The 12,200-nt window shown below is 67.9% G+C and carries 16 protein-coding genes and 1 tRNA gene; 10 read left to right on the top strand and 7 right to left on the bottom strand.

Translation table 11 applies throughout. The features are described from left to right. Positions 1-7 precede the first annotated feature (7 nt). From ACNUDN_RS19275 to ACNUDN_RS19245, 7 genes are read left to right on the top strand one after another with little or no spacing between them, the layout of a single operon-like run. Positions 8-289, top strand: coding sequence for a MoaD/ThiS family protein (locus ACNUDN_RS19275; protein WP_419123383.1), 282 nt, complete (start codon positions 8-10; stop codon positions 287-289). Between the two features lie 10 nt (positions 290-299). Continuing rightward, the gene (locus ACNUDN_RS19270) at positions 300-1,274 is read left to right on the top strand and encodes a cysteine synthase (RefSeq protein WP_419123382.1); all 975 of its coding nucleotides are present in this window, start codon (positions 300-302) and stop codon (positions 1,272-1,274) included. After that, positions 1,265-1,948 carry a rhomboid family intramembrane serine protease gene (locus ACNUDN_RS19265; protein ID WP_419123381.1) on the top strand — a complete coding sequence of 228 codons (684 nt, stop codon included), beginning with the start codon at positions 1,265-1,267 and terminating at the stop codon, positions 1,946-1,948. Before ACNUDN_RS19270 ends, ACNUDN_RS19265 begins: the two co-directional genes overlap by 10 nt. A gap of 30 nt (positions 1,949-1,978) precedes the next feature. Then, positions 1,979-2,815 carry a glutamate racemase gene (murI, locus tag ACNUDN_RS19260; RefSeq protein ID WP_419123380.1) on the top strand — a complete coding sequence of 279 codons (837 nt, stop codon included), beginning with the start codon at positions 1,979-1,981 and terminating at the stop codon, positions 2,813-2,815. A gap of 58 nt (positions 2,816-2,873) precedes the next feature. Next, entirely contained in the window at positions 2,874-3,647 is a 774-nt protein-coding gene (locus ACNUDN_RS19255; protein ID WP_419123379.1) for a cyclic nucleotide-degrading phosphodiesterase, read from the top strand. A 59-nt stretch (positions 3,648-3,706) separates the two neighbouring features. Next, complete coding sequence (gene rph, locus ACNUDN_RS19250; protein ID WP_419123378.1) at positions 3,707-4,489, top strand: ribonuclease PH; 783 nt, start codon at positions 3,707-3,709, stop codon at positions 4,487-4,489. Positions 4,490-4,492: 3 nt separating this feature from the next. Next, positions 4,493-5,107, top strand: a complete 615-nt coding sequence (locus ACNUDN_RS19245) for a non-canonical purine NTP pyrophosphatase (RefSeq protein ID WP_419123377.1) — start codon at positions 4,493-4,495, stop codon at positions 5,105-5,107. On the opposite strand, the gene ACNUDN_RS19240 is transcribed toward ACNUDN_RS19245, so the two are convergent. From ACNUDN_RS19240 to ACNUDN_RS19230, 3 genes are read right to left on the bottom strand one after another with little or no spacing between them, the layout of a single operon-like run. Beyond that, complete coding sequence (locus tag ACNUDN_RS19240) at positions 4,989-6,200, bottom strand: acyltransferase family protein (protein ID WP_419123376.1); 1,212 nt, start codon at positions 6,198-6,200, stop codon at positions 4,989-4,991. The two genes, ACNUDN_RS19245 and ACNUDN_RS19240, sit on opposite strands and share 119 nt — an antisense overlap. Positions 6,201-6,209: 9 nt before the next feature. Then, positions 6,210-6,560: a DUF3817 domain-containing protein gene (locus tag ACNUDN_RS19235; RefSeq protein WP_419123375.1), complete on the bottom strand. Its 351-nt coding sequence runs from the start codon at positions 6,558-6,560 to the stop codon at positions 6,210-6,212. Next, on the bottom strand, positions 6,557-6,949 hold the full coding sequence (locus ACNUDN_RS19230) for a hypothetical protein (RefSeq protein ID WP_419123374.1): 393 nt from the start codon (positions 6,947-6,949) through the stop codon (positions 6,557-6,559). Before ACNUDN_RS19230 ends, ACNUDN_RS19235 begins: the two co-directional genes overlap by 4 nt. A 119-nt stretch (positions 6,950-7,068) precedes the next feature. Between ACNUDN_RS19230 and ACNUDN_RS19225 the strand changes: the two genes are divergently transcribed. Continuing rightward, positions 7,069-7,151, top strand: a tRNA-Leu gene (locus ACNUDN_RS19225). Positions 7,152-7,225: 74 nt separating this feature from the next. Here ACNUDN_RS19225 and ACNUDN_RS19220 read toward each other — a convergent pair. After that, the gene (locus ACNUDN_RS19220) at positions 7,226-7,477 is read right to left on the bottom strand and encodes a hypothetical protein (protein WP_419123373.1); all 252 of its coding nucleotides are present in this window, start codon (positions 7,475-7,477) and stop codon (positions 7,226-7,228) included. 214 nt (positions 7,478-7,691) lie between these two features. On the opposite strand from ACNUDN_RS19220, the gene ACNUDN_RS19215 reads away from it, so the two are divergent. Continuing rightward, positions 7,692-8,564: an alpha/beta fold hydrolase gene (locus ACNUDN_RS19215; protein WP_419123372.1), complete on the top strand. Its 873-nt coding sequence runs from the start codon at positions 7,692-7,694 to the stop codon at positions 8,562-8,564. Between the two features lie 92 nt (positions 8,565-8,656). Here ACNUDN_RS19215 and ACNUDN_RS19210 read toward each other — a convergent pair whose 3' ends face one another. Then, positions 8,657-8,929 carry a WhiB family transcriptional regulator gene (locus ACNUDN_RS19210; RefSeq protein ID WP_419123371.1) on the bottom strand — a complete coding sequence of 91 codons (273 nt, stop codon included), beginning with the start codon at positions 8,927-8,929 and terminating at the stop codon, positions 8,657-8,659. Positions 8,930-9,158: 229 nt separating this feature from the next. Between ACNUDN_RS19210 and ACNUDN_RS19205 the strand changes: the two genes are divergently transcribed. Continuing rightward, complete coding sequence (locus ACNUDN_RS19205) at positions 9,159-9,791, top strand: TetR/AcrR family transcriptional regulator (protein WP_419123370.1); 633 nt, start codon at positions 9,159-9,161, stop codon at positions 9,789-9,791. Positions 9,792-9,868: 77 nt separating this feature from the next. On the opposite strand, the gene ACNUDN_RS19200 is transcribed toward ACNUDN_RS19205, so the two are convergent. Together ACNUDN_RS19200 and ACNUDN_RS19195 are read right to left on the bottom strand one after the other, a co-directional pair. Continuing rightward, positions 9,869-11,689 carry a sulfatase-like hydrolase/transferase gene (locus ACNUDN_RS19200; RefSeq protein WP_419123369.1) on the bottom strand — a complete coding sequence of 607 codons (1,821 nt, stop codon included), beginning with the start codon at positions 11,687-11,689 and terminating at the stop codon, positions 9,869-9,871. Further along, the gene (locus ACNUDN_RS19195) at positions 11,686-12,174 is read right to left on the bottom strand and encodes an SRPBCC family protein (protein WP_419123368.1); all 489 of its coding nucleotides are present in this window, start codon (positions 12,172-12,174) and stop codon (positions 11,686-11,688) included. Before ACNUDN_RS19195 ends, ACNUDN_RS19200 begins: the two co-directional genes overlap by 4 nt. Positions 12,175-12,200 lie beyond the last annotated feature (26 nt).

Genomic DNA, 12,200 nt, shown 5'->3' with positions numbered 1-12,200 from the left:
CCCGCCCGTGACCGTCCTGGTGTCGATCCCGACCATCCTGCGCACCCATACCGGCGGCGAGAAACGCGTCTCGGCCGCGGGGGACACCCTGCAGGCGGTGATCGCCGATCTGGAAGCCAACTACTCGGGCATCTCCGAGCGGCTGGTCGACCCCGCCAATCCGGGCAAGCTGCAGCGTTTCGTCAACATCTACGTCAACGACGAGGATGTGCGCTTCTCCGGCGGCCTGGACACGACGATCTCCGACGGCGATTCGGTGACGATCCTGCCCGCCGTCGCAGGGGGATGAGCCGCGCCCGATGACCCGTTACGACTCGCTGCTGGAAGCACTCGGCAACACGCCGCTGGTCGGGCTCCAGCGACTCTCGCCGCGCTGGAACGACGGAGCGGACGGCTCCGCGCACGTGCGGCTGTGGGCCAAACTCGAAGACCGCAACCCGACCGGTTCGATCAAGGACCGCCCGGCGCTGCGGATGATCGAGGAAGCCGAACGTGAGGGGCGGTTGCAGCCCGGAGCCACCATTCTGGAGCCGACGAGTGGCAACACCGGGATCTCGTTGGCGATGGCAGCCCTGCTCAAGGGCTACCAGTTGGTCTGCGTGATGCCGGAGAACACCTCCGTCGAGCGTCGGCAACTGTTGGAGTTGTACGGGGCTCGCATCATCTACTCGCCCGCCGAGGGCGGCTCCAACACCGCGGTGGCACATGCCAAAGAGCTTGCCGCCGAACACCCTTCGTGGGTGATGCTGTACCAGTACGGAAACCCGTCCAACGCGGCCGCGCATTACGACGGCACCGGACCCGAACTGCTGGCCGACCTGCCCGAGATCACCCACTTCGTCGCCGGTCTGGGGACGACGGGGACGTTGATGGGCACCGGGCGGTACCTGCGCGAGCACGTTCCCGGAGTACAGATCGTGGCTGCCGAGCCGCGTTACGGCGAGGGCGTCTATGCGCTGCGCAACATCGACGAGGGTTTCATCCCCGAGCTGTACGACCCGGACGTGCTGACCACGCGATTCGCCGTGGGTTCCTACGACGCGGTCCGGCGCACCCGCGAGCTGGTCCAGACCGAGGGCATCTTCGCCGGCATCTCCACCGGCGCGATCCTGCATGCGGCTTTGGGTATGGCGGATCGGGCCGTCAAGGCCGGTGAACGGGCCGACATCGCGTTCACGGTGTGTGACGCCGGATGGAAGTATCTGTCCACCGGTGCGTACGCCGGTAGCCTGGATGATGCAGAGGACGCATTGGAAGGGCAGCTTTGGGCATGACAGGTTACGGTGGCTACCCCGCTCCGCCCGCCAAGCCGAAGAAGCGGCCGGCGTGGATGGTCGGCGGGATCACCATCGCGTCCTTCGTCGTCCTGCTCTGGCTCATCGAACTCTACGATTCGCTCACCGGACATCGGCTCGACAGCAACGGGATTCGGCCGCTACAGACCGACGGTCTGCCCGGCATCCTGTTCGCCCCGCTGCTGCACTCGAACTGGGAACACCTGATCGCCAACACCGGACCGGCGCTGGTACTCGGGTTCCTGGTGACGCTGGCCGGGCTCTCCAGGTTCGTCTTCGCGACCGCGATCGTGTGGATCGTCGGCGGTCTGGGCACCTGGCTCATCGGAAACCTCGGTGCGCCCACCTACAACGGGATGGTCGTAGAGACCAATCACATCGGCGCGTCCGGCCTGATCTTCGGCTGGTTGACGTTCCTGATCCTGTTCGGCTTCTTCACCAGGAAGATCTGGGAGATCGTCACCGGCGTCGTGGTGCTGTTCGTCTACGGCAGCATCCTGCTCGGCGTACTGCCGGGCACCTTCGGGGTCTCGTGGCAGGGGCACCTCTGCGGTGCACTCGCGGGCATCCTGGCCGCGTATGTGCTGTCCGGGCCGGAGCGTAAGACGCGCGCGTTGCGGCGCCCGGTGCGGCCACCCACCCTGAACCCATGACGGCCCTGAACCCATGACGGCCCTGAACCCATGACGGCCGAAGCGCTGCGCCCGATCGGGATCTTCGACTCCGGGGTGGGCGGGTTGACCGTGGCGCGGGCGGTGATCGACCAGCTGCCCGACGAGGACATCGTCTACATCGGTGACACCGGCAACGGTCCTTACGGCCCGTTGACCATTCCCGAGATCCGGGCCCACGCGTTGGCGATCGGCGACGACCTGGCCGGGCGGGGTGTCAAGGCACTGGTGATCGCGTGTAATTCGGCGTCCGCGGCATGCCTGCGCGATGCCAGGGAACGCTACGCGCCGATCCCCGTGGTCGAGGTGATCCTGCCGGCCGTGCGCAGGGCCGTGGCGACCACCCGTAGCGGGCGGATCGGGGTCATCGGCACCGAGGCAACCATCGCCTCCGGCGCATACCAGGATGCGTTCGCCGCGGCCCGCGACGTCGAGGTTTTCGGGGTGGCGTGCCCGCGTTTCGTCGATTTCGTCGAGCGCGGCGTGACGAGCGGGCGTCAGGTTCTCGGTCTCGCCGAGGGCTACCTGGAGCCGCTGCAACGGGCCGAGGTCGACACGCTGGTGTTGGGATGCACGCACTATCCGATGCTGTCCGGGCTGATCCAGTTGGCGATGGGCGACGGCGTGACCCTGGTGTCCAGCGCCGAGGAGACCGCCAAGGATCTGCTGCGGGTTCTCACCGAAGGTGAGTTGCTGAAACCGCACCCGGCGGACCCGGGGGTGACACCGCGCCACCGGTTCGAAGCCACCGGTGACCCCGAGGCGTTCACCGCGCTCGCGGCCCGGTTCCTGGGCCCCACCGTCGACGGTGTCCGACCTGTTCAGCGTCACGTCGGTACGCCAACATGACGTTCGTCGCCCAAAGCGGCGATGTTTTCGTCATCGCGATCCCGGGCATGGCAAGCTAGTGAGCGTGCGAATCACCGTACTCGGTTGCTCCGGCAGTGTGGTCGGTCCCGATTCGCCCGCGTCCGGTTATCTCGTCACCGCACCCGACACCCCACCCCTGGTTCTCGACTTCGGCGGAGGTGTCCTGGGAGCGTTGCAGCGACACGCGGACCCGAACTCGGTGCATGTGCTGCTGTCGCATCTGCACGCAGACCACTGCCTGGATTTGCCGGGGTTGTTCGTCTGGCGTCGCTACCATCCGACACCGGCCCCGGATCGGGGCGTGGTCTACGGTCCGGCGAACACCTGGGCACGGCTCGGTGCGGCGTCGTCACCCGAGGGCGGCGAGATCGACGATTTCACCGACATCTTCGAGATCCGGCACTGGGTGGACGACGAGCCGGTACAGATCGGTGCGTTGACGGTCCTGCCGCGCCTGGTGTGCCACCCCACCGAGTCCTACGGGATGCGCATCACCGATCCGTCCGGTGCCACCCTGGTCTACAGCGGCGACACCGGTTACTGCGACGCGCTGATCGACCTGGCCCGGGGTGCCGACGTGTTCCTGTGCGAGGCATCGTGGACGCATTCGCCGTCCCGGCCTCCCCGGCTGCACCTGTCGGGCACCGAGGCCGGTCGTGCGGCGGCCCGGGCCGGCGTCGGCGAGTTGTTGCTCACCCACATCCCGCCCTGGACGTCACGCGAGGACATCATCAGCGAGGCCAAGGCCGAGTTCGACGGACCGGTGCACGCGGTGGTCTGCAACGAGGCGTTCGAGGTCGAACACTCCTGAATGCGCCTGACGGCGGCCGGTGCGGCGAACGTGTCCGGGTGACCGGTTAGGGTTGGCCGGTGTCCAGACGAGAAGACGGCCGCCTCGACGACGAACTGCGCCCGGTCACCCTCACCCGCGGTTTCACCACTCATCCCGCGGGTTCGGTGCTGGTGGAATTCGGTGAGACCAGGGTGATGTGCACCGCGAGCGTCACCGAGGGCGTCCCGCGCTGGCGGAAGGGCTCCGGACAGGGCTGGCTGACCGCCGAGTACGCGATGCTGCCCGCCGCCACCCACGACCGCTCCGACCGCGAGTCGGTCAAGGGCCGGGTGGGCGGACGCACCCAGGAGATCAGCCGCCTGGTGGGCAGGTCCTTGCGCGCCTGTATCGACCTGGGCGCGCTGGGGGAGAACACCATTGCGATCGACTGCGATGTGCTGCAGGCCGACGGCGGTACCCGGACAGCGGCCATCACCGGCGCCTATGTGGCACTGTCCGACGCGGTCACCTATCTGTCCGCGGCAGGCAAACTCTCGGATCCGCGTCCGCTGTCCTGCGCGATCGCCGCGGTCAGCGTCGGGGTCGTCGACGGCCGCATCCGGGTGGACCTGCCCTATACCGAGGACTCTCGCGCCGAGGTCGACATGAACGTGGTCGCCACCGACACCGGAACACTGGTGGAGATCCAGGGGACCGGTGAGGGCGCGACGTTCCCGCGGTCGACGCTGGACAAAATGCTCGACGTCGCGATGGTGGCCTGCGATCAGCTGTTCGCGATCCAGCGCACTGCGCTCGAACTGCCCTACCCGGGGGTGCTTCCGGAGTCCGGCGAGCAGGCCAAGAAGGCGTTCGGAAGCTGACTTGTGGCTGAGGTGCTGGTCGCGAGTCGCAACCCGAAGAAGCTGGCCGAACTGCGCCGAGTCCTCGACACCGCCGGGGTGTCCGGCCTGACGCTGCTCTCGCTCGACGATGTGCCGGCCTTCGAGGAGGCACCCGAGACCGGGGCGACCTTCGAAGAGAACGCGCTGGCCAAGGCGCGCGACGCGTTCGCGGCCACCGGTGTGCCCGCGGTCGCCGACGATTCCGGCCTCGAAGTGTCGGCGCTCAACGGTATGCCCGGCGTTCTGAGCGCGCGCTGGTGCGGACGTCACGGCGACGATGACGCGAACACGGCGCTGCTGCTCGGCCAACTCGCAGATGTACCCGACGAACGGCGCGGCGCGGCCTTCGTCTCGGCATGCGCCCTGGTCTGGGGTCCGGCGGAAGCCGAGTCCGTCGTGGTGCGCGGGCAGTGGCCCGGCGCCATCGTCCGCGCACCGCGCGGCGAGGGCGGATTCGGCTACGACCCGGTGTTCCTGCCTACCGGGTCGATCCGGACGGCGGCCCAGCTGAGCCCACCGGAAAAGGACGCGTCGTCGCATCGGGGGCGGGCGCTCGCCGCGCTGCTGCCCGCGCTGCGCGCTCTGTCCGGGGGCTAGTTGTGCGGTGCAGCAGCCAGGCTATCGGGATGGTGATGGCCAGCGTGGCCGCGATCAGCCCGGGCATCGACCCGGTGAACAGCGGCCAGTCCAGCACCAGATCCAGCGTCAATGCCATCACCGCGACGTGCACCAGGAAGATCTCGTAGGAGATCTCGCCGAGCCACACCATCGGCCTGCTGGCCAGCAGGCGCGAGTACCAGTCCCGGCGACCGAGCACCACCGGCGCCACCGCCAGCGTCGCGATGACCGCGAACAGCAACGACTGCACCAGCGGGGTCCACGCCGGGTCCGGTCCGAACACGGTGCCGCCGATCGGTGTCGACACCACCAGATACAGCGCGATCGCGGCGGGGATCGCCACGATCGCCGCACACCGCGCACCGATGGCCTCAAGCACGGCCAAGGCCATACCGCCGGCGAACCAGGCCAGGTGCGCAGGCAGCCACATGCCGGCGGAGTTCGGCAGTGCACCGTTGACGTGTATGTCGGCCAGGTGCATGACGAGAAACCAGACCGGCGTCACCGCCGCGAGCAGCCCGATGCCGATCAGCAGACGGCCCGGGCGCCACTCGCGCCGGCACAGCACCTGCAGCAGCAGGAACGCCAGCACCGGGAGGGCCACATAGAACGATGCCTCGACCGCGAGGCTCCACATCTGGGAGAGGCCGGTGTGCAGCATCGTCCCCAGGTAGTTGTCGGTGTAGATCTGGGTGAAGGTCAGATGCCGCAGCAGGCCGTGCCAGCTCTGGCCGGGATTGGGGCCGGGGGTGAAGACGATGTAGATCTCGTAGACCGCCACCACGGTGATCACATAGGCGGGCACGATGCGCCGCAGGCGTTTGCGCGCGTAACGACGCACCGACGGGGCGGTTCGTCCGCCCTGGACAGCGCGGACCCACGGACGGAACAGCAGGAACCCGGACAGCACGAAGAAGATCGCGACGCCGATCTCCAGCCGCGCGTACACCGAGCCGAGGTAGCCGTGCAGCAGATAGCCGGTCGCAAATGCCGCGTGGGTGCTCACCACGAGCAGGGCTGCGACCGCCCGCAGGCCGGTGAGGGCGGGATCGCGAGATGCGGCAGCGACCACCGAGCCGGCTCAGATGCCGAACTGGGCTTTGATGTTCTGCGTCTGGAAGTGTTCGACGATGATGCCGACCAGCGGGACCGTACCCGCCAGCAGGACGCCGACGGTCTTGGCGATGGGCCAGCGCACCTTCACCGCGAGATTGGCGGTGAACAGCAGGTAGACGAAGTACACCCAGCCGTGGACGACCGCGATCCAGCCCAGCGAATCGTCGTTGAATGCATATTTCATCACCATCTCGTAGCAGAGCGCGATCAACCAGAGGCCGGTCGCCCAGGCCAGGATCCGGTATCCGGTCAGCGCCTTGCGGACCGCCTCTGCGGTGACGATGGGGGTGGGGGACGGGGATTCGGGTGCGGTCACGTACCGGTTCCTCTTGTGTGCGGCTTCTGATCTTCGGCATCGGCTTTGGCCAGCTCGGCCAGATAGGCGTTGTACTCGCGCAGGGTCGGGTCGGCTTCGGCTCCGACGGCCGCCTTGGGGCGCTCCGGGAGCAGATCGGCGGGGATCTCGGTGACGGAGTCGCGCGGGTGTGGCGCGGGCGGGGCCTCTTCGTAGCGGACGAACTTGAAGTAGGCGTAGACGCAGAACCCGGCGAACAGCGGCCACTGCATCGCGTACCCGAGGTTCTGGAAACTGCCCGACGTGGATTCGAAACGTATCCACTGCCACCAGGCCAGCCCGAGGCAGCCGCCGGCGGCGGCGATCATCAACAGGATGAGCGCCGGCCTCCTACGCCTTGTAGTGGACACCTTTCAACGGTACCGCGTCCTGCTCACGATCCGGGTACCGCGACGGCGACGAAGGTCGCCGTCGGCGCGCTCTGCGACCGGCGAGGTCGGTACGCCGAGATTGATACCATCGCCCTGTTGCGGGCGTGGCGAAATGGCAGACGCGCGGTCTTTAGGTGTCCGTGTTCGAAAGAGCGTGGGGGTTCGAATCCCCCCGCCCGCACCCTCGGCGTCCCTGGCCTCGGCGGCATCGTCTGCGTGCTGCCGAGAAGCCGGACCGGGGCCGGGCAGTTCGGATCAGGCAGGGGCCTCGGCGGTGGCCGGGACCGCTTCGGCGGACTGGGTCCGGAAGCACAGGATGCTCGAGGTGAAGCTGACCACCGCCACGGCTGCAGCGAAGGCTGCGATCAGGGTTTCCGACAATCCCCAGCTTGCGACGGCGAAGGCGAGCGAGATGATCGCGGTGATGATCAGAAAGAGGCCTGTGGTGGCGACCGTCTCGTTGAACGGGTCGTCGGAGTGGGCGGTGGCTTCGGCCCTCTCGGCCATGACGTCTCCTTCGGTGATGCGCGGACCTGCGTGCGCTGAGCTGGTGAGGTAGTTACCCCGCCGTCAATCGGTGAAACCTGGTGGGTCCGCCGATCACGGTCGTGACGTCGCTCACGGACCGCTCGCGGCGTTGCAATGCACACCGAACCGCATGCTGCGGGGGATCCTCTGCGACCATGACGAGTAATCCGCACAGGAGAGGGGACACAGGCGTATGAGCGACCTCAAGTACCTGGATCTGCACGGCGACCGAGTTGCCTATCGTGACGTCGGTCGTGGCCAGGAGACCCTGCTGCTGCTCCACGGGATGGCAGGCAGCTCCGAGACCTGGCGTGCGGTGCTGCCGCAGCTGGCCAGACGCTACCGGGTGATCGCACCCGACCTGCTGGGGCACGGGCAGTCGGCCAAGCCCAGAAGCGATTACTCGTTGGGCGCGTTCGCCGTCGGCCTGCGTGACCTACTCGACGAGCTGGGTATCTCGCGGGTGACCGTGGTGGGGCAGTCGTTGGGCGGTGGTGTGGCGATGCAGTTTGTGTACCAACATCCCGATTACTGCCAGCGGCTGGTGTTGATCAGCAGCGGGGGTCTCGGCCAGGACGTCGGGTGGACACTGCGGCTGCTGTCGGCGCCGGGTGCGGAGCTGCTGATGCCCGTCATCGCACCGCGCCCGGTGGTGCAGGTCGGCAACAAGTTGCGCAGCTGGTTCTCGGCGGCGAACATCAGCTCACCGCGCGGCGCCGAGATGTGGAGCGCGTATTCGTCGCTCTCGGATGCCCAGACCCGCCAGGCTTTCCTGCGCACGCTGCGATCCGTCGTCGACTACCGCGGCCAGGCGGTGAGCGCGCTGAATCGGCTGCATCTGACCTCAGATCTGCCGTTGCTCGTGATCTGGGGCGATGCGGATCGCATCATCCCGGTCGAACACGGCCGCGCACTCGACGGGGTGCGGCCGGGCTGCCGGCTGGAAATACTGCCGGGCGTCGGCCACTTCCCGCACGTCGAGAAGCCGAACGACGTGGTGGAACTCCTCGACGACTTCATCTCCACTACCGGGCAGTCCACCGAGATCGTGCGGCCCGGCCCCTGATCAGACCGGTTTCGGATCTTGGCCGGATAGCTGCGATGCCGCGGAGCAGTTCGGCGGTGTCGGTTCGGCGGCGTCGGTTCACCGGCGTCGGTTCACCGGCGTCGGGGTGACAGGCCGTTGCGTTCGGCCAGTGAGCGCAGCTGCTTGAGCGCGAACTGCCGATTGCGGCCGCCCTCGGGCAGCACGATGCCGGCCCACAATCCGACCGCACCGGGTGTCACACACGCGTCGCGCGCACATTGCCAGCGTCGGGGGCAAGCCCGGCACAACGCCTTGGCTCCCTCGTCTGGGGTGAGCATCCATCGGTCGGGATCGAGTGTGCACGGCGCCGTCCACGGCTGCTCTTCGATCCGTAGCGAATTCACTCACGCCCTCCCTTCGTATCGGCCCTGGCCTCTTGGTTGGCCCTGACCTCTTGGTTGGCACTGGGTCGTCGGCACTGGACCTCGTCGTCGGCACTGAACCCTGTGATCGGCACCTGCCTCCGAGCCGACAATACGTTTGTATCGTAGGAGCGATACCGTTGTATTGTCGACTTCGGTCGTCGGCACGTTGTCCACGGGGGTCTCCGGGTTGTCTACGGTGGTCCCTGTGATGGCAGAGGTGGGCCGGCCGGGCGCGGTCGAACCGCGCAACGTGGAGCGGATTCGCGCCGCGGCCCTGCGGAGTTTCGCCGCCCACGGCGCGGCGGCGACCACGATGCGCGGTGTCGCCGCCGCGGCAGGCGTCTCGCTGGGGCTGGTGCAGCATCACTTCGCCACCAAGGCCGGGTTGATCAATGCCGTCGATGAGTACGTCCTGGGACTCGTCACCTCCACCATGTCGCGGCCGTTGTCGGATCCACCCGTCGATTCGGTCGCCGAGATCGGTGACAGGATCAACCGGCTTTTCACCGAGGAGCCTGACGTGGCGGCCTATCTGGGACGTGCCCTGGTGGACGGCAGCCCGGTCGGCGAGCGGATCTTCGACACCTTGTTCGCCGTCGGCGTCGCCCGGTGGCAACAGCGCAAGGAACGGGGCGAACTCCGCCCGGATGTCGATGTCACATGGGCGGCGATCAACGGTCTGGTCCTTGCCCTCGGCGCCATCAGCCTTCGCCAGCACATCGACCGACACCTTGCCGAACCGTTCATATCGCCAGGTCAGTTGCGCCGGTGGCAGATTGCGGTCGACGCGTTGTTGAAGGAAGGCTTCTTCCAGGCGCCGGGTACGAATCAGCGGCCGTGACGTGCTCCTGCGCGTGGCAGCACCGGCTCCCGAGCGCACTCCGGCGCTGTGTCAATCCGCTGGATTCGGCAGTCTTTTCATCGCCACAGGCTGCGCACGGCGCGCACCGCTGACCATCGCGTCGGCTGCGGAGGCCGGCGCCGGGCATAGGGCCAGGGTCGGTTGCGCTCCGGCACCGATTCGGTCCGAACGCATTTCAGTTGCGCCCGCAGATGTGCTCGCAGCTCGTCTAGACCGGGGTCGGCCCAACGATTGTGGATCTCGATCGGGTCTTCGGTGAGGTCGTAGAGTTCCCACTGATCGTCGAGCGGATCGGTACGGTATGTCGGTCCTCCCAGGCCATCCGCGGCGAGGTGGCGTACGCCCGGTTCGGTCCACGTCCCCGGATCGTCGAACGACCGGACCAGTTTCCACAGGTGCCCTTGTCCGCCCGGTATGCCGTCTTCGATCCGGGTGACCAAGCCCTCGAAGTTCGCCGCGGTGTGAGCGGGTATGCGGATCCGCAGCGGCGCAGGGACGTTCGACGACATCTTGAGCATCCGAGCCACTCCGGAGGCGCCGGTGTCTCCTTCGAGAACGTTGTCACGGGTCATCAGGTAGACCGGGCGGTGGTGATCGGCCTCGGCGCCGTCGACCACCGGCATCAGGTCGCGTCCGGGCAGCGGGTGCACCTCGGAGAACGACTCGGCGAGCACGGCAGCGATCGCGTCGGTGTCGACGTGTGCCGCCGAGAGCAGCGTCGGCACCAGATCGACGTGTGACGTCGGCGCCGTGACGGTGCGTGGGGAGGTGCCGTGGCCCCCCACCCGGGCGATGACGAACGGCACCCGGGTGGCCTCGTCGTAGAGGTTGAACCACTTCTGGTGCAGTCCGCCGTGGGCGCCGAGCAGGTCCCCGTGGTCGGCGGTGCGCACCAGCACGGTGTCGTCGGGGCCGTCGGCCGAGCCACCCTCGGTGACGGCGCGACGGACCCGGTCGACCGGAGCGTCGACCTCGGCGTGCAACCGGTAGTACAGGTCCCGGTACTGCTGGGCGTTGCGGCGATAGGTCCGCGCGATCGACCGCGCCGGCCCGTATCCGGAGTAGTACGCCTCCCGAAAGGCGATCTGCGCCGCGGGTTTGCCGGACAGGTCTTCGTCGGCTGTCGGCGCGGCCGCCACCGCAGGCGGGTCCAGCGGTGACGGGGACAGCGGGCTACGGCGCGCCCAGGCCGGAAAGAACACGATGTCGTGCGGATTGACAAAGCTGGCGACGAGCAGGAAGGGACGCAGCGCATCGGGGTCACCCGCCCGGCGTCGGGCGTAGCGGTTCTTCAGCCATGCCACCACCCGGTCGGCGATCAGTGGGTCACGACGGATGCCGGCGTTGGAGAGTTTCGCACCGTGTGGCTCCGGGCCGACCCAGCCCGAGAAGCCGTACGGGGACAGGGGATCGGCCTCCAGATAGCGGCGCACCGCGGCGTGGTCGACGATGCCCTCGTCATCGTTGGTGTCCAGTGCCCGCCCGGTGGACGGGTCGATCAGATCGGCGTGCGAGATGTGCCATTTGCCGTCGTAATGAGTGTCATAACCGGCGGCCCGCAACCAGTTGCCCAGCGTCGGGACCTCACCTCGACGCAACCACCGCAGCCGGGAGTCATCGTGCGCCTTACCCAGCCCGTCGGTCTGCGTCACGCCGTGCAGGTCGGGATACTGGCCGGTGAACATGGTGGGGCGGCTCGGCGCGCAGGCCAGCGATCCGGTGTAGTGCCGCAGGAAACGCACTCCGTGGTCGTCGAACCACTTCCTGCCGCTGAGCGTTCGGTCGCGCCAGGCGCGAAGGTCGTCGGACTCGTAGGGCGGGATCGCCCGCTCTTCGTCGGTCATGACGATGACGATGTCGGGCCGGTGCGCTGTCATGGCTTCCCTTCCACTGCCGTCGCCAACGAATTCAGTAACGAATCCGAGCGGCGTCCCATCATCGCCGCGAGCGCCCGCTCGCCGACCGGTCGCAGCAACGCCGACGACACCCGAACCGTGCTCGTCAGGGACACCCTCGTCGGGGACACCCCCGTCAGGGACACCCCCGTCAGGGACACCGTAGTCGTGCCGCTGCCGGGCTCCAGGTTCCAGCGGTTCACCACCGAGAAGCCTCTGGGCAGTCCGGTGATCTCATAGGCCAGGGCCCGCCGCGGTTCGAACTCCAGCACAGTTTCGAGGAACACGTCCCGGCCGATCTGAATGCGACGGGTCCACCCGATGGGCTGCCGGTGGCGCTCGCCATTGAGCAGGCAGCAGTGGTCGATGCCGTCGGCCCACGTGGCCAGCGCTCCGAAGTCGGCCAACAGGTCCCAGACCGCGGCCGTCTCGGCGGCGACGGTGCGGGTGCGGCGGACGTCGGACACCGCCCCATTCAACACCGGTGGGACGG

The organism is Mycobacterium sp. smrl_JER01, from assembly GCF_048513595.2.
GTDB lineage: Bacteria > Actinomycetota > Actinomycetes > Mycobacteriales > Mycobacteriaceae > Mycobacterium.
Note: the sequence above shows the minus strand (reverse complement) of the source record. Positions and strands in the feature narration are given on the sequence as shown.

Bases quoted from the DNA above. Each gene is read 5' to 3' on its own strand.
- ACNUDN_RS19220 (WP_419123373.1), bottom strand. From the start codon at position 7,477: ATGGCCGAGAGGGCCGAAGCCACCGCCCACTCCGACGACCCGTTCAAC.
- murI (WP_419123380.1), top strand. From the start codon at position 1,979: ATGACGGCCGAAGCGCTGCGCCCGATCGGGATCTTCGACTCCGGGGTG.
- ACNUDN_RS19270 (WP_419123382.1), top strand. From the start codon at position 300: ATGACCCGTTACGACTCGCTGCTGGAAGCACTCGGCAACACGCCGCTG.
- ACNUDN_RS19215 (WP_419123372.1), top strand. From the start codon at position 7,692: ATGAGCGACCTCAAGTACCTGGATCTGCACGGCGACCGAGTTGCCTAT.
- ACNUDN_RS19200 (WP_419123369.1), bottom strand. From the start codon at position 11,689: ATGACAGCGCACCGGCCCGACATCGTCATCGTCATGACCGACGAAGAG.
- ACNUDN_RS19205 (WP_419123370.1), top strand. From the start codon at position 9,159: ATGGCAGAGGTGGGCCGGCCGGGCGCGGTCGAACCGCGCAACGTGGAG.